Source organism: Saccharomonospora marina XMU15 (genome assembly GCF_000244955.1).
Classification (GTDB): domain Bacteria; phylum Actinomycetota; class Actinomycetes; order Mycobacteriales; family Pseudonocardiaceae; genus Saccharomonospora_A; species Saccharomonospora_A marina.
This window is the reverse complement of sequence record NZ_CM001439.1, coordinates 2973555-2997387: the sequence shown is the minus strand read 5'-3', so window position 1 is coordinate 2997387 and position 23833 is coordinate 2973555. Positions and strand designations below refer to the sequence as shown.

General features: G+C 69.8%; 25 protein-coding genes. 12 read left to right on the top strand and 13 right to left on the bottom strand.

The window, feature by feature from the left end; all coding sequences use genetic code 11:
• Positions 1–57: 57 nt before the first annotated feature.
• Both SACMADRAFT_RS14185 and SACMADRAFT_RS14180 read left to right on the top strand, forming a co-directional pair.
• Positions 58–735 (top strand): HEAT repeat domain-containing protein, encoded by a 678-nt coding sequence (locus SACMADRAFT_RS14185; protein WP_009154516.1) that lies wholly within the window; start codon positions 58–60, stop codon positions 733–735.
• Entirely contained in the window at positions 729–1739 is a 1011-nt protein-coding gene (locus SACMADRAFT_RS14180; protein ID WP_009154515.1) for a HEAT repeat domain-containing protein, read from the top strand. The genes SACMADRAFT_RS14185 and SACMADRAFT_RS14180 overlap by 7 nt, the downstream gene beginning before the upstream one ends.
• Before the next feature lie 42 nt (positions 1740–1781).
• Here SACMADRAFT_RS14180 and SACMADRAFT_RS29930 read toward each other — a convergent pair whose 3' ends face one another.
• Positions 1782–1919, bottom strand: coding sequence for a hypothetical protein (locus SACMADRAFT_RS29930; RefSeq protein WP_157617247.1), 138 nt, complete (start codon positions 1917–1919; stop codon positions 1782–1784).
• Between the two features lie 297 nt (positions 1920–2216).
• Between SACMADRAFT_RS29930 and SACMADRAFT_RS14170 the strand changes: the two genes are divergently transcribed.
• The gene (locus SACMADRAFT_RS14170) at positions 2217–3392 is read left to right on the top strand and encodes a tyrosine-type recombinase/integrase (protein WP_009154513.1); all 1176 of its coding nucleotides are present in this window, start codon (positions 2217–2219) and stop codon (positions 3390–3392) included.
• Positions 3393–3515: 123 nt separating this feature from the next.
• On the opposite strand, the gene SACMADRAFT_RS14165 is transcribed toward SACMADRAFT_RS14170, so the two are convergent.
• Positions 3516–4589, bottom strand: coding sequence for a MerR family transcriptional regulator (locus tag SACMADRAFT_RS14165; RefSeq protein WP_009154512.1), 1074 nt, complete (start codon positions 4587–4589; stop codon positions 3516–3518).
• 146 nt (positions 4590–4735) lie between these two features.
• Between SACMADRAFT_RS14165 and SACMADRAFT_RS14160 the strand changes: the two genes are divergently transcribed.
• Complete coding sequence (locus tag SACMADRAFT_RS14160) at positions 4736–5161, top strand: avidin/streptavidin family protein (RefSeq protein WP_009154511.1); 426 nt, start codon at positions 4736–4738, stop codon at positions 5159–5161.
• 9 nt (positions 5162–5170) lie between these two features.
• Here SACMADRAFT_RS14160 and SACMADRAFT_RS14155 read toward each other — a convergent pair whose 3' ends face one another.
• The 4 genes from SACMADRAFT_RS14155 to SACMADRAFT_RS14140 form a co-directional block, all read right to left on the bottom strand.
• A complete protein-coding gene (locus SACMADRAFT_RS14155) occupies positions 5171–5575 on the bottom strand; it encodes a hypothetical protein (RefSeq protein WP_040926417.1) in 405 nt (134 codons plus the stop codon).
• Positions 5576–5645: 70 nt separating this feature from the next.
• A complete protein-coding gene (locus SACMADRAFT_RS28560) occupies positions 5646–6974 on the bottom strand; it encodes a hypothetical protein (protein ID WP_009154509.1) in 1329 nt (442 codons plus the stop codon).
• A 181-nt stretch (positions 6975–7155) separates the two neighbouring features.
• Positions 7156–7848: a haloacid dehalogenase type II gene (locus tag SACMADRAFT_RS14145; protein WP_009154508.1), complete on the bottom strand. Its 693-nt coding sequence runs from the start codon at positions 7846–7848 to the stop codon at positions 7156–7158.
• Positions 7849–7967: 119 nt separating this feature from the next.
• Positions 7968–9572: an MDR family MFS transporter gene (locus SACMADRAFT_RS14140; RefSeq protein ID WP_009154507.1), complete on the bottom strand. Its 1605-nt coding sequence runs from the start codon at positions 9570–9572 to the stop codon at positions 7968–7970.
• Positions 9573–9777: 205 nt separating this feature from the next.
• On the opposite strand from SACMADRAFT_RS14140, the gene SACMADRAFT_RS14135 reads away from it, so the two are divergent.
• The 6 genes from SACMADRAFT_RS14135 to SACMADRAFT_RS28550 all read left to right on the top strand — a co-directional run bounded on the left by SACMADRAFT_RS14135 (position 9778) and on the right by SACMADRAFT_RS28550 (position 15828).
• Entirely contained in the window at positions 9778–10434 is a 657-nt protein-coding gene (locus SACMADRAFT_RS14135; RefSeq protein ID WP_009154506.1) for a maleylpyruvate isomerase N-terminal domain-containing protein, read from the top strand.
• A gap of 500 nt (positions 10435–10934) precedes the next feature.
• Complete coding sequence (locus tag SACMADRAFT_RS14130) at positions 10935–11342, top strand: YciI family protein (protein WP_009154505.1); 408 nt, start codon at positions 10935–10937, stop codon at positions 11340–11342.
• 6 nt (positions 11343–11348) lie between these two features.
• Positions 11349–12494, top strand: a complete 1146-nt coding sequence (locus SACMADRAFT_RS14125) for an RNA polymerase sigma factor (protein ID WP_009154504.1) — start codon at positions 11349–11351, stop codon at positions 12492–12494.
• A 93-nt stretch (positions 12495–12587) separates the two neighbouring features.
• Positions 12588–13406, top strand: a complete 819-nt coding sequence (locus SACMADRAFT_RS14120) for an arylamine N-acetyltransferase family protein (RefSeq protein ID WP_009154503.1) — start codon at positions 12588–12590, stop codon at positions 13404–13406.
• A gap of 431 nt (positions 13407–13837) precedes the next feature.
• Positions 13838–14425: a DUF6230 family protein gene (locus tag SACMADRAFT_RS28555; protein ID WP_009154502.1), complete on the top strand. Its 588-nt coding sequence runs from the start codon at positions 13838–13840 to the stop codon at positions 14423–14425.
• A gap of 8 nt (positions 14426–14433) precedes the next feature.
• Positions 14434–15828: a DUF6114 domain-containing protein gene (locus SACMADRAFT_RS28550; RefSeq protein WP_157617246.1), complete on the top strand. Its 1395-nt coding sequence runs from the start codon at positions 14434–14436 to the stop codon at positions 15826–15828.
• A 111-nt stretch (positions 15829–15939) separates the two neighbouring features.
• Here SACMADRAFT_RS28550 and SACMADRAFT_RS14105 read toward each other — a convergent pair whose 3' ends face one another.
• The 3 genes from SACMADRAFT_RS14105 to SACMADRAFT_RS14095 form a co-directional block, all read right to left on the bottom strand.
• Positions 15940–16509: a DUF3824 domain-containing protein gene (locus SACMADRAFT_RS14105; RefSeq protein ID WP_009154500.1), complete on the bottom strand. Its 570-nt coding sequence runs from the start codon at positions 16507–16509 to the stop codon at positions 15940–15942.
• A gap of 142 nt (positions 16510–16651) precedes the next feature.
• On the bottom strand, positions 16652–18043 hold the full coding sequence (locus SACMADRAFT_RS14100; RefSeq protein ID WP_009154499.1) for a vWA domain-containing protein: 1392 nt from the start codon (positions 18041–18043) through the stop codon (positions 16652–16654).
• Positions 18040–18927 (bottom strand): AAA family ATPase, encoded by an 888-nt coding sequence (locus tag SACMADRAFT_RS14095; protein WP_009154498.1) that lies wholly within the window; start codon positions 18925–18927, stop codon positions 18040–18042. The genes SACMADRAFT_RS14100 and SACMADRAFT_RS14095 overlap by 4 nt, the downstream gene beginning before the upstream one ends.
• A 274-nt stretch (positions 18928–19201) precedes the next feature.
• Here SACMADRAFT_RS14095 and SACMADRAFT_RS14090 point away from each other — a divergent pair, with 274 nt between their 5' ends.
• The gene (locus SACMADRAFT_RS14090; protein ID WP_009154497.1) at positions 19202–19579 is read left to right on the top strand and encodes a VOC family protein; all 378 of its coding nucleotides are present in this window, start codon (positions 19202–19204) and stop codon (positions 19577–19579) included.
• Between the two features lie 93 nt (positions 19580–19672).
• Here the strand turns inward: SACMADRAFT_RS14090 and SACMADRAFT_RS14085 are convergent, their stop codons facing one another.
• The gene (locus SACMADRAFT_RS14085; protein WP_009154496.1) at positions 19673–20632 is read right to left on the bottom strand and encodes a helix-turn-helix transcriptional regulator; all 960 of its coding nucleotides are present in this window, start codon (positions 20630–20632) and stop codon (positions 19673–19675) included.
• A gap of 88 nt (positions 20633–20720) precedes the next feature.
• Here SACMADRAFT_RS14085 and SACMADRAFT_RS14080 point away from each other — a divergent pair, with 88 nt between their 5' ends.
• Positions 20721–21128 carry a VOC family protein gene (locus SACMADRAFT_RS14080; protein ID WP_009154495.1) on the top strand — a complete coding sequence of 136 codons (408 nt, stop codon included), beginning with the start codon at positions 20721–20723 and terminating at the stop codon, positions 21126–21128.
• Positions 21129–21174: 46 nt separating this feature from the next.
• Here the strand turns inward: SACMADRAFT_RS14080 and fmdA are convergent, their stop codons facing one another.
• From fmdA to SACMADRAFT_RS14065, 3 genes are all read right to left on the bottom strand, one after another.
• On the bottom strand, positions 21175–22419 hold the full coding sequence (gene fmdA, locus SACMADRAFT_RS14075; RefSeq protein ID WP_009154494.1) for a formamidase: 1245 nt from the start codon (positions 22417–22419) through the stop codon (positions 21175–21177).
• A 40-nt stretch (positions 22420–22459) separates the two neighbouring features.
• Positions 22460–22735: an FmdB family zinc ribbon protein gene (locus SACMADRAFT_RS29145; RefSeq protein ID WP_009154493.1), complete on the bottom strand. Its 276-nt coding sequence runs from the start codon at positions 22733–22735 to the stop codon at positions 22460–22462.
• 109 nt (positions 22736–22844) lie between these two features.
• A complete protein-coding gene (locus SACMADRAFT_RS14065) occupies positions 22845–23627 on the bottom strand; it encodes a putative protein N(5)-glutamine methyltransferase (protein ID WP_009154492.1) in 783 nt (260 codons plus the stop codon).
• Between the last annotated feature and the right edge of the window lie 206 nt (positions 23628–23833).

Genomic DNA, 23833 nt, shown 5'->3' with positions numbered 1-23833 from the left:
TTCTCGGCCGTCCAGCAGCGCCCGCGCCACGCTTGACATTGACACAGTGACAAGGTCTTGACTGGGCGCAGGAGGTGGTCCCCATCGACTCGACACACCGGGACTCACCGGGCACGCGACTGCTCGACGCGGCTCGAGGCGGCGCTGACGGCCGGAACGCAGGCCGACCCCGCTTTCGTCGACGCGCTCGTGGCACGCTGCGCGGTCGAGCCGGACTTCTTCGTGCGCGACATGCTCACCTGGGCGCTGACCCGGCTGCCTGCCGAGCGCACGGTGCCCAGACTCCTCACCGAGCTGCGTTCGCAGCGTGCGCAGGCCCGAAGCCAGGCGCTGCACACGCTGTCCAAGATCGGGGACAGCAAGGCGTGGCCCGCGATCACGCGGTCGTTGCTGCACGACCCCGACGACGAGGTCGCGCGAAGCGCATGGCGTGCCGCCGTCGTCCTCGTGCCCGCAGCGGAACGGGAGGGGCTGGCCACGGAACTGGCCGCGCAACTGGGTCGCGGTGACCGGGAGGTGCGACTGAGTCTCAGCCGAGCACTCGTGGCACTCGAAGATGTGATCGAGCCCGCCCTGCGGACAGGACTGGACAGCGCCGACCCGGCGGTGCGAGCGCATGCCCGTGCCACACAGCGGCTGCTGCACGACCCGGATGCCGGTTTCGACCTGGCCGTCGACGAGGCGAACCGGGTCGTGGCGCTCGGTTCACAGCGGGTCGGGGGCACCGCGTGCTGATCGGCGAGGTGGCACGCCGCTGCGGGGTGAGTGCCCGGATGCTCAGGCACTACGACTCACTCGGGCTGGTGCGGCCAACGGGCCGCACCGTGGGTGGCTACCGCGAGTACCGCGAGGCGGACATTCGCCGGATCCTCCACGTGGAAGGTCTGCGGTCCCTGGGGTTGTCGCTGCGACAGGTCGGCCGGGCCTTGGAGGATCCTTCCTTCGCTCCGGCCACACTGATCAGCGACCTCATCGAACGGACCGAGGACAGGCTGAAGCGGGAGCAAGAACTGCTCGAACGGCTCCGCGCCATCGAAACCTCGGCGCCCGCAGGCTGGCAGGGCGTCCTGCGCACCGTCGAACTGCTGCACGGACTCAACTCGCCCAGCGCGGCACACCGGCAGCAGGCCGTGCTGGCCCCGGCCGAGGACCGGCCGGTCCCGGCAGAACTGCTGGCCAAAGCGGTCCTCGGTGAATCCGATCCGAATGTCGCAGGCGCCCTGCGGTGGGCCCTCGCGCGAGCGGGCGGAGCCGGCGTGGCGAGCGTTGCCTCCGGGGTGTATTCGGAGAACGTCGACATCCGGCGCCGCGCGGTCCTCGCCATCGCGCAGTTGCCCGGTGACGAGTCGACCGCCGTGCTCACGGACGCGCTCGGGGACTCGGACACGACAGTGCGCGCGCGTGCCGCGCTGGCATTGGGCAGGCGTGGCGAGACCGCTGCCGTGCCGACGCTCGTCGACCTGGTCCTTGCGGGCAGGAACGACGTCGAGGCGGCCGAAGTCCTGGGAAGGCTGTCGCTGGAGTCCGGATGCCAGGACTGGATCACGGGCTCGCTTGTCGACCAACTCGCCGCGCACGCGGACTCCGCGGTGCGGATCCGCCTGACCCAGGCTCTCGTCGAGCTGCCGGGAGCCAGGGCACGCAGCGCGCTGCGGGAACTGGCACAGGACGACGATCGGGCTGTCGCCCGCATCGCTTCGGCCCTGGCGGGAGCGCTCGAAGCGCGTTCAGACGACTGAACGGGTCGAGCAACCTCGGGGTACCTCACGGCACGGGCGCGGTCACTGCTGTGCCTCCCGCTGCGCCTCGACGCGGCGCTCGTCGATCAACTCGTCGACTGCCGACTCCTGCTCGCCCTGCCACGCCTGTGCGACCTCGCGGCGGGTGCGTTCCGCCAGCCGCGAGGTTGGCTCGGTCACCACCCGCCTGCCACGATGTGCGGCTCGTCGAGCGTCATGCAGCAGACGGTACGCCAACAGGCCCAGGCCGGTTGTGGCTGCGCCGACCTCCAGTGACGGTGACTTCTCGGTCGCCACACGGGCGATCCGGCCTACGAGCGGCACGGTTTCGCCTCACCGCCCCGGCTGCTGCGGGTGTACTCACCCTGGCACCGTGGCGCCCGATGACGACGGGCGCGCCCACCCAGCGCCAACGCTGCGCCGCGCGCTATGTTCGATCACCGACACCGACCGCTGATCAGCCACGGAAGGGCACGCATGACCAAGGCCCTTGCCCCGCTGGGGCAGGTGGACAAGACCACCCGGGAGCGGTTCGCGGAGTTCCTGCGCATCTACGCGTCACTGAACACCCGGCTGGCCTACGCCACCGACCTCGGCATTCCGCTGGACTGGGTGCCCGGCTACCGCGCGCCCGATCCGGCCCGCAGGCGCGGCCGCGCCCGCAAGGCCCAACCCACCGGGCTGGAGTGGCTGCCCTGGTGCCTGCGCAACGGGTTCGCCTCCTTCGCCGATGTTCGGGTGGAGCACGTCGAACGCTGGCTGGCCGAGCTCGCCGAGGCAGGCTACAGCGACGCCACCCGCGCCAGGATGCTGTCGGCCGTGTCCGCCTTCTACCGCAAGTACCTGCTGCGCGAAGGACTCGCCCATACCAATCCGGCCGCGCTGGTCGACCGCTCCACCCAGCACCTCAACCGAGGCAAGACCACCCCGGCCACCACCAAGATGTGGTCGTTCGAGGCCTGCCGCGCCCTGCTCATGGCCGCCTACCTGCTGGCGGAGCGGCACCGCCACGGGCACCGCGACCGCGCGATGGTCGAGGTGCTGCTCGGCACCGGGGTGCGCGCCGAAGAGCTGGTCGGCGTCAACATCGACGACTACCACCGACCCACCCCCGGCGGCCCGGCGTCCCTGCGAGTACACGGCAAGGGCGCCAAGGACCGCCTGGTCGCACTGGCCCCGCCGGTGGCCGACGCGGTCGAGGCCTACCTTGCCGAGCGCAAACCCGCCACCGTCCCGGCCCGCCCCGCTTCGATCGGCCGCTCGGCACCCGAGCCGCTGTTCGTCACCCGCACCGGCGCCCGGGTGCATGTTTCCCACGTCCGCGCCGTGTTGCGACGGCTGTGTGCCACGTTCGCGCCGCCACCGGACGCGGCACCGCCCCGCGCCCGCTGGCTCCGTGAGCTGCTGACCACCGAACAGGGCGCCTTCATCGCCACCCATCTCGCCCCGCTGCGCGACACCATCCACCCGCACTCGGCCCGGCATTCCTACGCCACCCACGCCATCTCCCGTGGCGCCGAACCGCGCCAGGTGCAGAAGGACCTCGGCCATGCCGCGCTGACCACCACCGAGGGCTACCTGCACGACGCCACCACACTGGCCTCCTCGGCGGCCCACGAACTGTCCCCGGCGCTGCACCGCGGCTGGCTGTAGGTCCGCTCAGGACCTCGGCCGAAACGGAGCTCCGCCGCGGAGAAGCACGTTCCGGCTGTGACCATCGGTGGCGAGATGCGCCGCTGCTGATCACTGAAGGCCTTCACCCGAACCGGCACACGATCAGGCGGGCAGCACGTCCACCACCACGCAGGCCGCGTTGTCCGGGGTGCCGTTGTCGGCCACGTGTGCGAGCAGGGCGTCGGCGACCTGCTCGGCGGACCCGCTGTCGGCCAGCGTCGCGGCGAGGGCGGTCTCGGCGAGCACGCCATGGACACCATCGGAACACAGCAGGTACCGGTCCCCAACTCGGGCCTGCCGGATTTGCAGGTCGGGTTCGGCGTGCTCGCGGTGCAGGGCTCGAGTCAGGGTGGCCCGCCGCGGGTGGGTTTCGGCCTCCTCCGGCGTGAGCCTGCCCTCGTCGACAAGGGACTGCACGAGGGTGTGATCGTGGGTGATGCGGGTCAGTTCGCCACCGCGCAGCAGATAGGCACGACAGTCGCCGATGTGCACGATCGCCACCTGCGCCCCGGACCACAGCAGAGCGGTGAGCGTGGTGCCCGTGTCGGCGTGCGCGGGTTCGGCCGCGACGAATTCCTCCACCGCGCCGCGTGCGGTGCCGGTGACCGCGCCGACCGCCTGCGGTAGGCGACCGGCTGGTACCGGCGCATCCAGCGGCTCCAGCGCGCGCACGACCGCGGTCGCGGCCGAGTCGTCGCCGGCGTCGGCACCGAAGCCATCGGCGACGGCGAACAGGTGCTTGCCCGCGTAGGCCGAGTCCTGGTTCGTCGGCCGCACCGGTCCGCACTCCAGCCGCGCTGCCGACCGCAGCCCGACGTTTCGGGTTTGCTCCGTCATGTCGGTTTCCTTTCGGGACAGTTGATCGATCAGGAAGGCGGCCAGTTCCTTGCGGGCGGCCGTGTCGGCCTCTACCTGCCGCCAGTAGGAGGCGACCTCCGAGGCTGCCGCGGCCGCGGGCAGGTCGCACACCGTTCGGATTCGGGAAAGCGGCATGCCCAGGCCGCGCAGCCACGCCACCAACCGGGCGCGTTCAAGTTGGCCGCGCTCGTAGGAGCGGTATCCCGAGTGCGGGTCGACGTGCGCCGGTGGCAGCAACGCGAGTTCGTCGTAGAGCCGCAGTGCCTTCGGCGTGAGGCCGCACGCCTGCGCGAACTCGCCGATGCTCAGCCTGGCCATTCGATCTCCTCCTGCACCGGGGCCGGTGCCCGGCCACACCGACGGTGGATGCTGCCCCAGGGTGAAGGTCAAGTTCAGGCTTCGGGCCGCTCGCGTCCGGGTACAGCTCGGCTATCGACCGTGCATCGACGGCAGCGGAGAGGCCCATGGCGATCGACGGTGACTGGTACAACGAGTTCGGGTCCCGGATGCGGCTGCGGCCCGACGCCGAGGGCGGCCTCAGCGGTGAATACGTCTCCGCTGTCGGCCACGTCGCGGGCACCTACCGGCTCATCGGGCGGTATGCGGGCTCGACCGAAGCCGGGCACGGCATCGTGCTGGGCTGGACGATCGCCTGGCACAACGACCGCGGCTCGGCGGACTCGGTGACCAGCTGGAGCGGGCAGTACCTGGCCCAAGACCCGGAGCGCATCCTCACCACCTGGCTGCTGTCCCGGTCCGCCGAACCCGACGAAGTGTGGGAGGCCACCGTCGTGGGGCAGGACGTGTTCACCCGGCGCCCGCCCACCGACGAGGAGGTCGAGCGGTCACTGCGCAGCGGGCGGCCGGTGCCGCATCCGAAAGCACCGTGACAGGCGCCGTCAGGTATCGGCCCGGTCGGTTCGGCTCAGGGTCCCGGTGACGCTGATGCCGGGGGCGAGGCGGCGGGACGTGTGGGGCAGCGGCACCTCGGTCAACCTGCCGTCGTAGAGCATCCAGAGGCCGAAGCAGTCGTCCTCCTCGTCGCGGAGGAGCACCTGCACGGAATACGGGTCGGGCCACGGCAGGGATTCCAGGTGAACCAGCAGGCCGCGCCAGTTGTGCCGGGTGAACTGGACGACCCAGGCGTAGCACTCCTGCGAGCCCGGGCCGGTGCCCGCGAAGACGGAGTCGTCGACGCGGGTGAAGCACTGGTGCCACTCGCGTTCGGACGCAGGGCGGGTCAGCGGTTCCATCACCTCCTCGGCGCCGCGCGCGAGGACGATGACCTCCGCGTACCTGCTCACGTGCGCCACGCCCGTTCCCGAGCGGACTTCCTCGCCAGGCGCTTCGCGCGTGTCCGCTGGGTGCGGCGACTCAGCGCGGCTCCTTCGGCGGGACCAGTGGCTGCGGTTCCTCGCACAGGACGGGGACGTCGATGCGGTCCAGGCCACCGTTGTGGCGTTCGTATCGTTGGGCGAGCAGCACGCCCGCCGGGCGGCCCAGTTCGTAGCCTTCGACGAAGACCGCGTCGGTTCGGCTGCCCTCGAGCGTGAGGTAGCCGTCCCAGCACAGCGTGACGCACTGCGCGGATTCGTCGATCTCCCGGAGTCGCTGCCGCCCGAGGGCCACGCCACCTTCGATCGTCGGGTGGTCCTCGTCGTCGACGAGCTGCGATATCTCCTTCGAGCCGTCGCGGCCCAGTACCGTCACGAACGGCAGGAAACCGTGCCCGGACTCGCCCGCGTGTTCCAGCGCGACGTCGATGGCTTCGAAGACGAAGTCGCCGGACTGTGCGTCGAGGTTGTCGAACTCGCCGAACCGGTCGGCCGGTACCAGCGGCTCGGGTTCCTCCAACACGAGCGGGTCACCGATGCGCACGACGCGGTCGTGGTCGAGCCATTCGTACTGCTGGGCCAGCAGCACGCCCGCCGGGCGGCCCAGCTCGTAGCCCTCGGCGAACACCACCCCGGCGTTGTCCTCGTCCGGCAGGGCGCCACCCCAGACCAGCGTGACGCAGTGAGCGGCCCGGTCCACCGACAGCAGCCGCTCACGGCCGAGCGCTATCGCGTCCCCCACCCGGAAGTCGGGGTCGTCGTCGGTGAACCGCCACACCTCACGCGAGCCGTCGCTGCCCAGGATCGTCGCGAACGGGGTGAAGTCGGGCTCACCGGCCTCGACATGTTCGATGCCGCGCTCGATGGCATCCAGGGTGACCTGTTGGGCCTGCGCGCCGAGGTTGGGCAGCTGCCGAACGGATCGGTCCGGCGGCACCATCGGCTGCGTCTGGTCGTCGCACAGCAGCGGGTTCCCGATGAGGTTGACACCGCCGTCGTGCCGTTCGTACCGCTGGCACAGGTGCACGCCTGCCGGGCGGCCCAGCTCGTAGGCCTCGACGAACACCGCCTCGGTCCGCTCGCCGTCGCCGGTGAAGTAGCCGTCGTAGACGAGCGTGACGCAGTGCGCGGATTCGTCGATCTCCCGGAGTCGCTGCCGCCCGAGGGCCACGCCGCCTTCGACCGTCGAGTTGTCCAGGTCGTGGTCGAACAGCTTCCAGACCTGTTTCGAACCGTCCTTGCCCAGGATGGTCGCGAACGGGACGAACCCGTTGGCCTCCAGCTCCGCGTACTGCATCCCGAGATCGATCGCGTCGAAAGCGAATCCGGTGGCGAGCGGGTCGAGGTTGGCGATCCCGTCCGAACTCATGCGTGCACGACCTCACATCCGTACTCCGCGCTGGTGGCGCCATGCGGCAGGCATCGTCACCGGCAGTGTGCATGCCCGCCCTGGCAGGACCATCCCAGCTGCAACATCCCCAGTCCGGCCTACACGGCCAGGTGGAGAGCATATGCGGGCGGTAGTTGCGAAGTGGGTGCGGCCCTCGCTGTCACCCGGCGTCGGGCCCTGGTACGGGGCCGAGCCGCAGCAGGCCTTCGGCGACCTCGACGAGGTCGGCGCCGCTGACGTCGGGTGGGGTGAAGACGTCGCCGTAGCGGCCTTCCAGCCGGTCACACCAGCCGGCGAGGCAGCCGGCACGTTTGGCTCCGTGGCAGTCCCAGGCGTGCACCGCGACCAGCGCCAGGTTCTGCGGCGACGTGCCGAGTTCCCTGGCCGTCACGCGATAGACGGACGGCGCGGGCTTCCAGATGCCGGCCTGGTCCGCGGTGACGACGTGGTCCACGTGGCGTGCCAGACCCGCCTGTTCCAGGAACCGTGCCGTGTTCTGCGCGCTGCCGACGGTCAAGCAGCCGACCCGCAGCCCGGCTTCGGACAGCATGCGCAGCGCCGGTTCGGCATCGGGGTACGCGGGCAGTTCGGCGAACCCCGCCAGCACGTGGTCGATGTCCTCCTCGGTGGCGGTGTGGTTGGTGTCGGTGCGCAACGCCTGCCGCGCCACCGACTCGAACGTCCGGAAGTCTCCACTGAGGGCCAGAGCCAGGGAGTCGCGCTGGAATCGCATGAACCACGGTTGCAGCAACTGCGCGGGTTGGCCGATCGTCTCCAGCCGTGCGCGCAGCGGCTCCAGGTTCAGCATCGTTTCGAGCACATCGAAGGCGACGGCGTGCGGGCGAGCGGGCACGGGCCCTCCCTCGGTTCGGCGACACATTCCTTCCTCGCCGGTTACCCACCGGGTGTGTAGTGCCAACCGGTGCTGCGGGAGGGCCGGGGCGACGGCGACACGACCGAGTGCCGCGCAGGTCAGCGACGTGCAGGCAGCTTCGAAAGTTCCGTGCCGGGTCGAGCGGGCGCGGCGGCGATGTCGAGGGTGTCGCGCAGCGGACGTTCCTTGAGCAGCAGCACCGCGATCACCGTCACCACGGTGATCGCGGCGGTGACCAGGAACAGGATGCCGGTCGCGTCTCCGTAGGCGGCGCGAACCACCTCGCGCACCGGCTCGGGAAGCGATGCCACGTCCAGGGTGCTGCCGCCACCCTCGACCGCGTCGCCGACCGGGATACCGCGCGCCGCCAGCGAGGACCTGATGTCGGCGGCCACGCGGCCCGCGAGCACGGCGCCGAGCGCGGACACCCCGGCCGCGCCGCCGAGTGTGCGGAAGAACGTCACCGTGCCGGTCGCCGCCCCGATGTCGCGGATACCCACGATGTTCTGCGCCACCAGCACCAGGTTCTGCAGCAGCGCACCGACGCCGGCGCCCAGCAGCGCCAGGTACACGCCCATCCAGCCGAGGTTGGTGGTGTGATCCACGCTGCTCAGCAGCGCGCTGCCTGCCAGCAGCACCAGCGCGCCCGCGACGAGGAACGGTTTCGTCCTGCCGGTGTGCGACACGATTCGCCCGGTGATCGTCGAGGACAGGAAGAGACTGAGCACCATGGGCAGGGTCATCAGCCCGGCGTGGGTGGGGGAGTAGCCGCGCGAGATCTGGTAGTACTGCGCGAGAAACACCGCCGCGCCGAACATGGCGGTGCCCACGGCGAGCGAGCCGAGCACGGCGAGGCTGAAGGTGCGGTTGCCGAACAGCCGCAACGGCAACACCGGTTCGCTGACCTTGGCCTCGACGAACACGGCCACCACCAGCAGCACCACCGAGGCCGCCACCATGGCGGCGGTGGTCCACGAAAGCCACGCGAACTGCTTGCCCGCCATGGAGAACCACACCAGCAGTAGCGTGACCCCACCCACCAGTAGCGTCGCGCCCAGCCAGTCGATCCTGACGTGCCGGGTGACCACCGGCAGCCGCAGCGTGCGGCCCAGTACGACGAACGCCAACGCCGCGATCGGTACCACGACCCAGAAACACCATCGCCAGCCGAGCGCGGAGTCCACGATGAGGCCGCCGAGCAGCGGTCCGGACACGGTTGCGACGGCGAACGTCGCACCGATGTAGCCCGCGTAGCGGCCGCGTTCCCTGGGAGTGATCATGGCTGCCAGCACGGCCTGGATGAGAGCCTGCATGCCGCCGAGGCCGATCCCCTGCACGGCGCGGAAGGCGACCAGTTGCGGCATGGATTGCGACAGGCCCGCGAGCACGGAACCGATCGTGAAGATCACGATGGCGAGTTGGTACAGCAGCTTCTTGCTGAACAGGTCGGAGAGCTTGCCCCAGACGGGGGTGGTGGCGGTGGAGGTCAGCAGCATGGCCGTCACCACCCACGCGTACTCGTCCTGCGTGCCGCCGAGGTCGGCCAGGATTCTCGGCAGGGCGTTGGACACGATCGTGGAGGACAGCATTCCCACCAGCAGCGCCAGCAACAGTCCGGCGAAGGCCTTGAGGATCTGCTTGCGTGGCAGCGACCCGGCGGGTTGGTCGGGCACGGGCTGGGAGGCGGGCGCGGCAGTCGTCACGAACTCCTTCCACAAATCGATTGCTTACCCAATCTAACTAAATAAGTTGCGTACTGCAACTACATTGTTTGTAGCGTTGGTCGACAGGCGAACCGTCAGCGACATTCGAACGCGAGTCGCAGCTTGCATCCTGACGCTGGCAGGTGGTGCCGGCGGGATGACGAAATCGGTCGTCAAGCCGGCCAGGCGTTGCTAGCTTGCGATCGTGGAGCTCTTCTCGCGCACTTGGACGGCGTTGCGCAGGGTGGTCGCCGAGACCCCGGACGAGGACTTCGCCCGGCCGTCCGGCTGCACCGGCTGGCTCGTGCGGGATCTGGTGTGCCACCTGGTCATCGACGCTCAGGACGTCCTGATCACCCTCGTGACACCCGCCGAGATCGAACCGACCCATGACGCGGTCACCTACTGGGACGTCGCCGAAACGCCGCCGACCGGCAACGACCCGCTCGACGCGCTGATCACCCGGCTGGCCACCGCCTACGAACAGCCGCGGCTGCTGAAGTTCCACCTCGATGACGTCGGCTCCGCCGCTGGCCGCGCCGCCGGACTCACCGACCCAGGTCTGCGTGTGCGCACTCAGGACAAGGTGCTGACCGCGGGCGACTACCTCACCGCGTATGTCCTGGAATGGACGCTGCACCACCTCGACCTGATCGCGTACCTCCCGGACGCAGCGGAGCCGCCCGCCGAGGGCCTCGTCCGGTCGCGCGAGATGCTGGAGAGGATCGTCGGGGGCGCGTTCCCCGCGTCGATGTCCGACAAGGATGCGCTGCTGGTCGGCACCGGACGACGTGCCCCGACCGACGCGGAGAAGGTCGAGCTCGGCGAGCTGGGCACGAAACTCCCGCTCGTCCTCGGATGATCCCTAGCTGGCTTGGATCACAGCACTTTCCGCGGTGCGAACTGGCGACAGCCTCGTGGTCCGAGCTCGACCGGCTGGCCAGGATGCTGTTCAACACCCTGGCCACCTTCGCCGAGTTCGACGTCTACTGCGCACGCGCAACCCGCGAAGGTGTGGCCGTGGCCAAGGCGAAAGGCAAGCCGCGCGGCGAACAGCCCAAGCTCAGCCCCACACGGAACAGCAGACCGAACTCTGTCGTCAACACGCGACCGGTGGTCACAAGCAGCAACGATCTGGCCGAACTGTTCTCGATAGGCAGGGGCCACCGTCTAGCACCCTTCGGGGCAGCGGCGGCTCGAGACACCTTCCTTACCGGCACACGCCTCAACACGTGGCGTCTGGGTAGAGCTGGGTGCAGTCCGCCGAAAAAAAGTCGCGGCAGGATGTCGAGAAGGCGCGCACGGCTTCGTCCCAGCCGCGAACACGGTCACAATGGGCCGTATCGCACCAAGGAGAACATGATGGCCAAGTACCTGCTGCTCAAGCACTACCGTGGCGCACCGGCGGCGGTCAACGACGTGCCGATGGACCAGTGGACACCGGAAGAGGTCTCCGCCCACATCCAGTACATGCAGGATTTCGCCGCCAGGCTGGAGACCACCGGCGAATTCGTCGACGGTCAGGCGCTGTCGCCGGAGGGCACCTTCGTGCGCTACGACGGCGAGGGGCGGCCACCGGTGACCGACGGCCCGTTCCCCGAGACCAAGGACCTGATCGCGGGCTGGATGGTGATCGACGTCGACAGCTACGAGCGGGCGCTGGAGCTGGCGGGCGAGTTGTCCGCTGCTCCTGGCGCGGGCGGCAAGCCGATCCACGAGTGGCTCGAACTGCGCCCGTTCCTCACCGAGCCGCCGACCATCACGGAGTGAGGCACGGTGGACGAGGCCCTGTTGCGGACCCTCACCCCCACCGTGATCGGAGTGCTCGTCCGCCGCGGAGCTGACTTCGCGGCGGCCGAGGACGCCGTGCAGGACGCCCTGGTCGAGGCTGTGCGCCTGTGGCCGCAGCGCCCTCCTGCCGACCCCAAGGGCTGGCTGATCACGGTGGCGTGGCGCAAGTTCCTCGATGCCGCCCGCGCCGACTCGTCCCGGCGGCACCGCGAGGTGCGCGTCGAGGCCGAGCCGGCGCCCGGCCAGGGGGAGGAGGTGGACGACACGCTGTGGCTGTATTTCCTGTGCGCGCACCCGTCGTTGACACCGGCATCGGCCGTCGCGCTCACGCTGCGCGCGGTCGGTGGACTCACCACCCGTCAGATCGCGCAGGCCTACCTGGTGCCGGAGGCGACCATGGCCCAGCGCATCAGCAGGGCCAAGCGGACGATCTCCGGCGTGCGGTTCAACCAGCCCGGTGACGTCGCCACCGTGCTGCGGGTGCTATACCTCGTCTTCAACGAGGGCTACTCCGGCGACATCGACCTCGCTGCCGAGGCGATCCGGCTCACTCGCCAGCTGGCGGCCAGGATCGACCACGAGGAGGTCGCGGGCCTGCTCGCGCTCATGCTGCTGCACCACGCCCGGCGAGCGGCACGAACCGGTCCCGACGGCAGGCTCGTTCCGCTGGCCGAGCAGGACCGCACCCGGTGGGACACGCGCCTGATCGCCGAGGGTGTCGACCTGCTGCAGGCAGCACTGGCCCGCGACCGCCTCGGCGAGTACCAGGCCCAGGCCGCCGTCGCGGCGCTGCACGCCGACGCCCGGACTGCCGAGGAGACCGACTGGGTGCAGATCGTGGAGTGGTACGACGAGCTGGTACGCCTCACCGACAGCCCGGTGGCACGCCTGAACCGGGCCGTCGCCGTCGGCGAGGCCGACGGCCCGCGCGCCGGTCTGGCAGCGCTGGCCGAACTCGACCCGACGCTGCCGCGCTACCCCGCCGTCGCGGCGTATCTGCACGAGCGCGACGGGGACCTGCTCACCTCGGCACGGCTGTACGCCGAGGCCGCCAGGGCAGCGCCCAACCTGGCCGAACGCGACCACCTCACGCGGCAGGCCGCACGCCTGAACGCGCGGCTGCGCGACTGAGTCGCGGGCACGCGCAACCGGCAGGGACGGTGGGGTATCACGTGCGGCACGGTCGCTTGACCTCCACCGCACTGCAGGTGCGAGTGTGACGCCATGACACAGTCACAGCCGGGCAGGCCCGGCGACGAGTGGGGTAGTGCGGACCTCGACCTGGACGCCTACCTCGAGCGGATCGGGCAGACCCGCTCCGAGCCGTCGATCACGGCGCTGCACGCCCTGCACCAGGCGCATGTGCGCACCATCCCGTTCGAGAACCTCGACCCGGCGATCGGTCGCAGTCCCCGGCTAGACCTCGGCTCCATCACCGCCAAACTCGTGCGCCGCAGCCGGGGCGGCTACTGCTACGAGCACGGTCTGCTGTTCGCCGCGGCCCTGGAGTGCCTGGGTTACGAGGTCTCGCGGCGCGCCTCCCGTGTCTATCCCGACAGCACCGGCGCGCGCACGCACATGAACGTCGTCGTTCGGATCGAGGGCTCGGATTTCCTCGCCGACGTCGGCTTCGGCGCCTCCATCATGCATCCGATGCCGCTTCGCGACGGCACCGTCGTCGACCAGGCGGGCTGGAAACACCGGTTGACCCGAGCCGCCGGTGAGTGGCGGCTGGAGGCCGAGACCGAGCAGGGCTGGACGGCGGTGCAGGCCATCGGCGACGAACCGCAGCGGCCGGTCGACTACGAGATAGGCAACCACTATGTCGCCACCCACCCCGATTCACCGTTCACCGGCCAGCTGATCGTGAAGCGACTCGACCACGGTCTTTCCCGCAAGCTGGTCGGCCATCAGTTGCACCACGACCACGCCGACGGGCGCCAGGAGCACTTTCCCGTGCCGCCCGCGCGCCTGGAGGAGGTGCTGCACGACCTCGGTGTGGAACCCACGTCCGACGAGTTGGACGCGCTACGACAGCTGTAGCCGTCGTAGCAGCACCTCGACCAGCACGGCGACAACGCGGCTGCCGAAGACACCTCGCCTGACGGCAGGCACGACCGCGCGGCTTCTTCCCGCGCACAACGGAAGCCGACAAATTGGACAGTCGTCCACACACTAGTGCTTGACACCCGTCTACGGTGATCTTAATGTGATCGCCGCCATAAGCGCGGAGGTTGCATGGCACAACGGAGTCGGGTCATGCGGTGGGTTTCGGCATAGCTCACCGTCGCTGCATACCGGCTTGACACCCGAACTGTCGCGGGGCATGCGTGCCCGCAGCAAACCTCGACACACGCTCAGGCTCAACACGGCCGAAAGCGTCGATGTCCCGGACCACGTGTGCGACGCACACCCTGCATCGCAACGCGCCGACCGGGGCGGTTTCGCATACCCGTCGCGTCAGAAGGAGAGCCATGTCGTCTGTGAAGGTGTCAGGACAGGTCAGTTGGAAGCGGTTCGCCACGTTGCTGGTACCGGCTGTGGCGGTGAGCGGGACTCTGGTCGCTCTCACCGCCGAGGGCGCGCTCGCCACGTCGTTCTCCGTATCCGGTGAGCCCTTCCGCGCCACCGCCAGCAGTGTCTCGGGAACCGGATACGTCCACTACGGTCAGACCCTGTCCACTCAGGACGGCAAGCAGCACTACGTCGCGACCAACGCGCTGCGGCAGGCCGACATCAAGGACTTCTGCATGGAGATCAAGACGGGGCCGATCACCACCCTGCTGAAGGCAGGCGGCGGCGAGAAGCCGGTCTCCGGCACCAACGTCGCCTTCATCGTGAAGGACTTCGGCGGCAACGGCGTCATGAACGACATCGTCATGGGGCAGGACGCCAGTTCGCTCAGCGCCGTTCCCGGCTACACCGGCACCGAGGGTGCCTTCGGCATGCAGGCCTCGTCGATCACCCTGGACGGCCCCGCCATGCAGGCCAGGGAGATGGCGGCAGGCACCATCGCCATGCCCGACTTCACCATGTCCGTCACACGGGGCGGAGCCTGCTAGTGGAGGCGATGTCCGGCAACGCGGACGCGGCCCGCGGCGAGGCTTCCGGAAAAGCCGAGAAAGCCGAAAAGAGCGCAGAAGCCGCAGGCGCCCAACCCCGCCGCAAGACCTTCCGGCAGTGGCGGCGGTCGCGTCCGTTCTGGGGTGGACTCCTGCTGGCCGTGGCGGGAATCGAGCTGCTTTGCCTACCGCTGTTCGACGTGTTCATGAAGGGCGCGGTAGGTCTGGTTATGCACATGGGCGTCGGAGGTGTCTCCGGCGTCGTCATCGGCGCCATGTTGACCGCCTGCGGCCTGCTGCTCTGGTTCGACCCGGCACACAAGACGTTCTACGCGGTCATCGGGGTACTGGGCGGAATCGTCTCGTTCCCCGCGACGAACTTCGGCGGCTTCATGCTGGGAATGCTGCTGGGGATCATCGGCGGCTCGCTGGCGTTCGGCTGGACGCAGCGCTCGGCCGACTCGGCGGGCTTGGACTCGGGCACGTCGAGCGGCAGCGGGCCGCAGACCACCGGAGAGGCGAAGGCCGGTGAGGACACCTCCGCTGCCGGCGCTGCTGACGAGGCCGACCGCACCGTTAGGCCCGCTTCCGATGCCGGCGCGGGAAACACCGGCAAAGCGCTGGGCTTCGTGCGGGGCGGTCGAGTGCGGCTGGGAAAGGGCCGAGCGCTGCTGGTGTGGGCAATGACGGCTGCCGTGGTCGGCCCGCTGCTGGTGGCGGGCTCCGCCGAAGCCTCGCAAGCGTCACAGCTCCGCCATGCCGACGAGTGCGACCTGATCGTCTTCTGCTCGCCGAGCACCACACCCGCGCCGGAGGATCCGGACTCCTCGGGTGTCGTGCCCGCACCGTCCGTGCCTGGCCTGCCGTCGCTCGAGGTGCCCGTTCCGCCCGTGACCGGACTGCCCGGGGTTCCGGACGACGAGAACAAGGACGAGGAGCAGCAGGACAGCAAGCGGGCGTCCGGAACGGCCGGTATCCGTGCCTACACCGCACCGGTCGTGCTGCAGTCGGGAAGTGTCCACGTGACGGGGTTCGCCTACGAAGGTGTTGCCGACGTCCCGCTTGCCGGTGGCGGTTCGGTGCGGATGATGAAGTTCACCGCGGCCACCTTCAGGGCCTACGACGGGATGCGAGGTGACATCTCGCACAACGGCCGCACCACGGTCATGACGAGCCCGTCGTTCGACCTCAGCGGCGACATCGTCCTTTTCGCCGCGAAGTTCTCCGGCAATCTGATGGGTGTTCCTGTGACGCTGACTCCAGGAAACGCCGAGTCGCAGCTGATGAAGGCGCTCAAGTCGCTGACCCCGAAAATGCCGATCACGATGACCGACGTCTCCGCGAACCAGCCGATCATGGTGGCCAGTTCCGCGAACGGCCACATCGCCATCAGCGCCCGGTGACCGGACGGTTGATCGGCCGCCTGCGGAAGGAAGCGTGTCCCTGAGCGGACGAGACACGTTGATCGGACCGAGTCGGTGGTCCCGCCCACAGTGGAGCGGGACCACCGACTGTCACATTTCGGTGGCGTGCTTCCAGCACCAACCCCCGGCCTCGTTGGCCAGCTCAATGCGTATCGCGCCCTTCGTCTGCCGGCCTTCGGCCTCCAGCACCACATCAGCGGTGACGGTCGCGGTGTTGCCCGATTCCCGCACCGGACCTCGCAGCTGGAACGACTCCACGAACACCGCCTCTCGCGTGTAGCCGCCGACCTCCGGTTCCGAACCGGCGCAGACCAGTTCGTCGAGCGCGGCCCGGTCCTTGTCGGCGAAGCCCTGCGCGATCTGTTCGGTCACCGCGGCCGCCGGACTGTCACCCGCATCGACGTCACCGTCGTCGTCGATCAGGAAACCTGGGGCCAGGAACCCGGTGACGAGGAAAGCCGTGGCGCTGACCGCCCACGCGGACAACCCCAGCCACAGGCCGGTCCGCTTCTTCGGCGGCCGCGGGGCGTACTCGGCCTGCGGCGCGGCGGGGTACTGGGCGAAGGGCTGTGGATAGCCACCGGGTGGCGCCTGGCCGCCCTGCGGGTACGGTCCTGGCTGCCGGTGCGGCGGCTGCGCCGACTGCGGCGGTTGTGTCATGGTTGCGGCCTTTCCGTGCCTCATGGCGCCCCCAGCTGGTGCGCGCTGTCCTGAGACGCCCGACCAACCCGGCTGGTTCGACCACCGCCGGGTGCGGACGCCGAACGCATTCTGCCCAATCCGGTTCGAGCCCGGAGTGCGATCAGCCGGGCAGTAGTTCGGTGACCAGCCTGGACAGTTGCCGGACGTCGCGGCACTCGTACATCGGCACCACCCGCGCGTACCGCCGCGCCGCCGAATCACCGGTGCCCCACAGGCCCTCGGGCTCGGGATTGAGCCAGTACACGTGCCGGGCACGCTCGGCGATCTCACGCAACGCGGGCAGGTTCGGGTCACCACCGTTGGTGCGCCCGTCACCGAGGATCAGCACACTCGTGCGCGGCCCCACGGCGTCCAGCCACTTCGACACGAACGTGGCAAGCGAGTCGCCGTAGTCGCTGCTGGTACCCCATCGGGTCAGCCTCGCCTGGGACATGATCCGCGCCGCGAGGTTCTCCGGCTCTTGCGCGCCCTCGCGCACCAGTTCGGTGACTTCGTCGGTCATACCCACGAACGCGAAGCTGCGGACCTTGCCGAACTGGTCGGACAGCGCCTGCATGAGCAGCAGCGTGAACTGCGCGAACCCGGCTACCGAGCCGGACATGTCGCACAGCAGCACCAGTTCCGGCCTGCCGGGGCGACGCTGCCGCCACGCGGGCCGCATCGCGACGCCACCGGTGGCCAGCGACCTGCGCAAGGTCCGGCGCAGGTCCACCCTGCCACGCCGGGCACGCCGCGCGCGGGCGGCCAGACGGGTGGCCAGCTTGCGCGACAACGGCCGCACGGTCCTGCGTAGCTGCTCCAGTTGCTCGCGGCTCGCGCTGGTGAAGGGCACCAGTTCAGGGGGAGGGGCCACCGCGTGCCGGGCGACGCGGTCACGGCCACGCACCTCGGCTGTCCGGCGACGGGCCTCGGCCCGAACCTGCTCACCGAACCCGGCGATGGCCGTCCTCGCCTGCCGCTCGGCGAGGGCACGCTCGAACGCGCCCGCCGCCCGCATGGCCTCCAACACCCGGCTCAACAGGGCCTGCGGCCGGAGCAGCTCCAACGTCTGATGCGCCGACCACCCACTCAGTTCCGCCGCGCCACCCGAGCCGCCCTCGCCCGCGGGGCCGAACCGGCCGAACGCGTCCACCCCGGCGGCCGCCAGCGCACGCAGCCGTTCCACGTCACCGGCGGCGAGCGCGGTCACGAGTTCGTCCCGCAGCCGCGCGACCGTGTCCGGCGCGGTGTCGGTCACGGTGGCGGTGGCCTGCGACATTCCCACGGCGGCGGGGAAGTAGAGGTCGAACAAGGCGTCGAACACCTGACGCTGCCCCGATCGGCGCAGCAGTGTCGCGGCCAGCGCCTCGCGCAGCCGGGCCCGGTCGGCCAGCCCGAGCACATCCACCGCCGCCGCCGCGTCGACGGTTTCGCCGGGGCCGACAGCGACACCGTGTTCCCGCAGCGCGCCGCCGAACTCCACCAGCCGGGTGGACAGCGCCTCGCCGGTCACGGTGACGCCGGGTCCAGCAGGCTGTCCAGCCGCAGTTGCGTCATCGCCTTGCGGTGGTCGGCCTGGTACTTCAGCAGCACGCCCAGGCTGGTCCGAACCAACTGCTCGTCGACGGTGTCGGCTCCCAGGGCGAGCAGCGTGCGAGCCCAGTCCACGGTCTCGGCGATCGAGGGTGCCTTGCGCAGCTCCATACCTCGCAACGCGCCGACCACCCTGACCAGCGACTCGGCGAGTCGAACATCGAGCTCGGGAACGTGCAGCGTCACGATGTCGCGTTCCAGCTGCGGCGAAGGGAAGTCGAGGTGCAGGAACAGGCAGCGCCGCTTGAGCGCCTCGGACAGTTCCCTGGTGGCGTTGGAGGTCAGCAGCACGAGCGGCCTGCGCGCCGCCGTGATGGTGCCCAACTCGGGCACCGTCACCTGAAAGTCACCGAGTACCTCCAGCAGCAGCCCCTCCATCTCGACGTCGGCCTTGTCGGTCTCGTCGATGAGCAGCACGGTCGGGTTCGGGTTGCGGATGGCGGTGAGCAGCGGGCGGGCGAGCAGGTACTCCTCACTGAACACCTCCTCGCGTGTGGAGTCCCACCGCTCGTCCCGCGCGGCGGTGATGCGCAGCAACTGCTTGGCGTGGTTCCACTCGTACAGCGCGCGGGCCTCATCGATGCCCTCGTAACACTGCAGCCGCACCAGCTCGCTGCCCGTGGCCTGCGCCAGCGCGCGCGCCAACTCGGTCTTGCCCACCCCCGCAGGGCCCTCGACCAGTAGCGGCTTGCCCAGCCGGTCGGCGAGGAACACTGTCGTGGCCACCGCGTTGGAGGCGAGATACCCGGCACCGGCGAGCCGCTCGACGACCTCGTCGACGGAGCTGAACAGTGGTTGCTGCATGCCTCATTGTCGCCATGCCGAGCTCACCGGCAGGTCCGCGCGTGTCCCAGGTCACCCCGACAGCATCTTCGGTGACGCGTGGTCGGCTATAGTTACCGGCGATGATGACCGGGACGGCGCGATGCCACGCACGGATTGGTGACCCGGTAGTCACCTGAACGCGGCGCGGGCCGGTAGAGGCCCGGTGCTACGGCGGTCGTGCACGAACGCTCGAGCGCCGCCGCTGTCGTGATTGACCGAAAGCTTCGAAGGTTCGATCACGACAGGAGGACTCTTGAGCGCACGCTTCAACCACACCATCATCGCCGCGAAGGACAAGGCCGAATCCGCCGCCTTCTTCCGCGACATCCTCGAACTGGCACCGGCCCCGTCCTGGGGCGTGTTCACCAACCTCAGCTGCGAGGACGGGGTGCTGTTGCAGTTCGCGGAACCGCCGGTGGAGACCATTCAACTGCAGCACTACGCGTTCCTGGTGGACGAGGAGTTGTTCGACCGGGCGTACGCACGGCTGGTCGAACGCGGCATCGAACACTCGGCCGACCCGTTCTTCCAACGCACCGGTGAGATCAACTTTGAGCACGGTGGGCGAGGGGTCTACTTCCTCGACCCGGCGGGGCACGGGATCGAAATGATCACCCGGCCGTACCTGTGACCAGCGGTGGCCGGGGCAATGCGGACATCCCGCCCGCCGCGGCCACCACGACCCCGCCCTCGCCACGCCTGGCGGGGGCGGGCGTCACGACGGTCAGGAAAGCCCCGCGTATTTCGTGGCCAGTTCCATACCGATCCGGCCGAGCTCGCGCCCTACCTCATCGGGTTCGACCACCGTCACCGCGCCGCCGAACCCTGCCAGGTGCTCGGCCAGCGACAGCGCGCTGTGACCGGCCAGCCTGACCCGCACCCTGCCGTCCCCGGCATCACCGACCTCGCCCTCGACGTGACAGTGCCGGCCGAACTGGTTGCGCAGCACCGAAACCAGCCGAGGCGGCACCAGCACGGTGACCGACACACCGGCACGTCTGCGTTCCACCTCACTGGCCACCCGCTCCCACGCCTGGGAGAGTTCGAAGTCGGCGGGCCGCTCACCTGCCAGGTCGCTGACCTCGACGTCGCGTACCCGGTCGAGCCGGAAGGTGCGCTGACCTCGCTCGGTGCCCGCCAGCAGGTACCAGACGCCGTCCTTGCTCACCAGACCCCACGGGTCCACCATCCGCCGCGTCGCCTGCCCCGTCCTGCCCTCGTAACCCAGCCGTAGCTTGCGACGCCGAACCACGGCCGACTGGATCGTGCCCAACACCTCCGGTCGGGCAGGGCCGAGCTCGCCCCACCCCGTGGAATCCACCACCACGGCATCCGCCGCGGCCTGCGCATCGGCCCGGAAGGAGTCCGGCAACGCCCGCACCAGCTTGCGCAGCGCCGACCGTGCCCCCGGTGACGACCCCGCCAGCGGGCCCGCCAGCAGGAACAACTCCTGCGCCTCGCGCTCGGTGAGCCCGCTCAGGTCGGTACGCGCGCCACCAACCAGCGACCACCCGCCGCCCCGACCCTGCTGCGAGTACACCGGCACACCCGCCGTCGACAGCGCCTCCAGGTCACGCCGGGCGGTGGCCACCGAAACCTCCAGTTCCCCGGCCAGTTCCGGGGCGGTGACCCGGCCGCGAGCCTGCATCAGCAACAGGACAGCCACGAGACGATCGGCGCGCACGAAACCAGTCTCGCAGCAAAACAGCTCACAGGGTGAGCTGTTCAAGGGCGGACCATGACAGCACATCACCGAACGGGAAGGAACCACCATGTTGCGAGGACTCAGCACCGTCAGCTTCTTCGCCGACGACGTGCCCGCGGCCGCCCGCTTCTACACCGAACTGCTCGGCGTCGAGCCCTACTTCGTACGCCCGGTCGAAGGGCCACCCGCCTACGTGGAATTCCGCCTCGGCGACCTGCAACACGAACTGGGCATCATCGACAGCCGCTACGCCGCGCACCCCAGCGGACCGGGCCCGGCCGGAGCGGTCGTGTACTGGCACGTCGACGACATCGACGGCACCTACCAACGGCTGCTGTCGATGGGCGGGAAGGCACACGAACCACCGCAGGACCGGGGGGAGGGCTTCATCACCGCCACCGTCACCGACCCGTTCGGCAACCTGCTCGGCATCATGTTCAACCCGCACTACCTGGAGATGCTGCCCACCCGATAACCATCCGGTCGCCACCCGACAGCCACAGTGGCCACCGTCGGCGGGCCTACCGGCTGCTCACCGCGCACTGACCACGGTCGACCGCGCGCGGCGGGCCCGCCGACGGCCGGGGGTCGAAGTCGAAGATCGCGGTGGGGATGTACAGCGTGGCGCACGCATTGGGAATGTCCACCACACCGGACAACCTGCCCTCGATCGGCGCCGCACCCAGGATCAGATACGCCTGCTCCGGCGTGTAGCCGAACTTGGTGAGGTAGTCGATCGCGTGCAGGCACGCCCTGCGGTACGCCAGCGAGGAATCGAGATAGCGCTGCTCGCCCGACTCGGTCACCGACAGCCCGGCGAAAGTCAGGAACTCGGTGTAGCGAGGCTCCACCCGGCCCGGGATGAACACCGGCGCCTCCACGCCGAAGGTGTCCATCCCGTTCTTGATGACCTCCACGCGCAGATCGATGTAGCCGCCCATCTCGATCGCGCCGCAGAAGGTGATCTCACCGTCTCCCTGGCTGAAGTGCAGGTCACCAAGGGAAAGTTTGCCGCCGGGGACGAACACCGGGTAGAACACGCGCGAACCACGGGACAGGTTCTTGATGTCCTGGTTGCCGCCGTTCTCTCTCGGCGGGGCGGTGCGGGCGGCCTCGCCCGCCACCCGGTCGAACTCCGCGCCCGTCAGCGAACCCAGCAACGCGTTCTCCGGCAGCGGAGGCAGCGCCAGCGGAGGCACAGCGGAAGGGTTCGTCGCGATCAGGTCACCTTCCCGCTGATTCCACCGCGCCAGCAGCTCGGCCGAGGGTGCTGTGCCCATCAGGCCCGGGTGAGCGATCCCGGTGAAGGACACCCCCGGCAGATGCCGGGAGGTGGCCGTCAGCCCGTGGAAGTCCCACACCGCCTTGTAGGCATCGGGGAAGTGGTCGGTGAGGAAACCTCCGCCGTTGTCCCGCGCGAAGATCCCGGTGTAGCCCCAGCCCTGCCCGGCGACCGGCCCCACCTGCTGCGGCACCGGGCCGAGGTCCAGGATGTCCACCGCCAGCAGGTCGCCCGGCTGCGCGCCCTCGACGGCGATCGGCCCGGACAGTTGGTGCACGATGGACAGATCGGCGTCACGGACGTCATCGGCGCTGTCGTCGTTGTGGATGGTGCCGTCGAACCACTCGCGGCACTCCACCCGGAAATCCTCGCCAGGCCGCACCGTCACCGCGGCGGGCACGTCCGGGTGCCAGCGGTTGTGCCCGAGCACGTCCTGCTCGGAGAAGGCGCGGGACTGGTCGACACTGAACTTGACATCGGGCATGACCGGCTCCTCGTTGCTGGGGTGTTGCTGAGGTGGTGGGTCACGGACGAGGCAGCCGGGCATGCCGGGGGTCGCGACTGACACGCACCGGTTTCGGCGGCGGCGCCGAAACCACCTCGGGCTCGTGTGCGCTGCGCTCGGCCCGTTCACGCGCGTGATCGACTGGCGTCGCTGCCCGCCGCAGTGCGGGCGCGGTGAACCTGCGCACCGCGGACGCACCACAGTCGGGACACCCTAGGGTGGCCGTGGCCCGACCCATCGGCAATCGCGTCTCGAACTCACCACACCGGGGGCACCGGTAGGCATAGCTGACCATGTCTGTTACCGCGCCGCCTGTCCGCTGATCGTCACGTCCTGCTCAACGGATGGCTTCCCCTGTCACCGCGCGCGAAACAGCGCGCTCGTGTGAAGCGGCCAGACCTGGCTCAACGCGAACGGGTCGCGACCAGCACGGTGGCGCCCACCTCGTCACACGTGCGCACGGCAGGCACCAGGCCCGCGCCGGTGAGCGCGGCACGGGCCGAGGGGAGTTGCGAGCGCGCCACCTCGAACAGCACCTGGCCGGTGGGGCCGAGCCAGCGCGGCGCGACAGTGGCGAGTCTGCGGACCATCGACAACCCGTCGGCGCCGCCGTCGAGCGCGCGGCGAGGCTCGTGATCGCGCGCCTCCGGGGGCATGGTGGCCACCGCCTCGCTCGGTACGTACGGCACGTTGGCGACCAACACGTCGACCCTGCCCCGCAGCCCGGCGGGAAGTGGCTCGTCGAGGTCGCCTTCGTACACGGTCGCACCAGGGCCTGCGAGGTTGCGGCGTGCGCACCCAACGGCGGCCGGTTCGAGGTCGGCGGCGTGCAGTTCGATCCCGGGCACGGCCGCGAGGACGGCGGCACCGATGGCGCCGCAGCCGCAGCACAGGTCGACCACGACGGCACCGGGCCGGGCCAGTGTCGCGGCCTGCCGCGCGAGGAACTCGGTGCGGCGGCGGGGAACGAACACACCGGGGTCCACGGCGACGCGCAGCCCGCAGAACTCGGCCCAGCCGAGAACGTGTTCCAGCGGAACACCCGACACCCGCCGGTCGAGCAACAGGCCAAGCTCGGCCGGGTCCGTGGTCGCCGCGCCCAGCAGGCGGGCCTCGTCCTCGGCGAAAACACAACCCGCCGCCCGCAGCGTGTGGACCAGCGTGGCTTGATCAAGGGGGAGTGACATCGAAAGCGCCCTTCGAGTGCAGCGGGCGCTCACGCTCGTCGAGCGGTCAGCGGACCGCCGAGGCGAGCACCCGAACGTTGCTGGCGGAAACGGGTCTCACCTCCTCGGTGCGATCTTCGGTGTACCGACTCTACCCCGACCGAGCAAGCCCTCAGGCCATGGCCCCGATCGATCGAGCGGTGCCACAGCGTCGGGCGAACAGGGCC

What these genes read in the sequence shown, in the direction of transcription:
- SACMADRAFT_RS29145 (WP_009154493.1), bottom strand. Translation starts at nt 22,735, where the DNA reads ATGGTCAGCTATGCCTACCGGTGCCCCCGGTGTGGTGAGTTCGAGACG.
- SACMADRAFT_RS28555 (WP_009154502.1), top strand. Translation starts at nt 13,838, where the DNA reads ATGTCGTCTGTGAAGGTGTCAGGACAGGTCAGTTGGAAGCGGTTCGCC.
- SACMADRAFT_RS14130 (WP_009154505.1), top strand. Translation starts at nt 10,935, where the DNA reads ATGGCCAAGTACCTGCTGCTCAAGCACTACCGTGGCGCACCGGCGGCG.
- SACMADRAFT_RS28560 (WP_009154509.1), bottom strand. Translation starts at nt 6,974, where the DNA reads ATGAGTTCGGACGGGATCGCCAACCTCGACCCGCTCGCCACCGGATTC.
- SACMADRAFT_RS14170 (WP_009154513.1), top strand. Translation starts at nt 2,217, where the DNA reads ATGACCAAGGCCCTTGCCCCGCTGGGGCAGGTGGACAAGACCACCCGG.
- SACMADRAFT_RS14065 (WP_009154492.1), bottom strand. Translation starts at nt 23,627, where the DNA reads ATGTCACTCCCCCTTGATCAAGCCACGCTGGTCCACACGCTGCGGGCG.
- SACMADRAFT_RS14120 (WP_009154503.1), top strand. Translation starts at nt 12,588, where the DNA reads ATGACACAGTCACAGCCGGGCAGGCCCGGCGACGAGTGGGGTAGTGCG.
- SACMADRAFT_RS28550 (WP_157617246.1), top strand. Translation starts at nt 14,434, where the DNA reads ATGTCCGGCAACGCGGACGCGGCCCGCGGCGAGGCTTCCGGAAAAGCC.
- SACMADRAFT_RS14080 (WP_009154495.1), top strand. Translation starts at nt 20,721, where the DNA reads ATGTTGCGAGGACTCAGCACCGTCAGCTTCTTCGCCGACGACGTGCCC.
- SACMADRAFT_RS14095 (WP_009154498.1), bottom strand. Translation starts at nt 18,927, where the DNA reads ATGCAGCAACCACTGTTCAGCTCCGTCGACGAGGTCGTCGAGCGGCTC.
- SACMADRAFT_RS14165 (WP_009154512.1), bottom strand. Translation starts at nt 4,589, where the DNA reads ATGGCCAGGCTGAGCATCGGCGAGTTCGCGCAGGCGTGCGGCCTCACG.
- fmdA (WP_009154494.1), bottom strand. Translation starts at nt 22,419, where the DNA reads ATGCCCGATGTCAAGTTCAGTGTCGACCAGTCCCGCGCCTTCTCCGAG.
- SACMADRAFT_RS14160 (WP_009154511.1), top strand. Translation starts at nt 4,736, where the DNA reads ATGGCGATCGACGGTGACTGGTACAACGAGTTCGGGTCCCGGATGCGG.
- SACMADRAFT_RS14105 (WP_009154500.1), bottom strand. Translation starts at nt 16,509, where the DNA reads ATGACACAACCGCCGCAGTCGGCGCAGCCGCCGCACCGGCAGCCAGGA.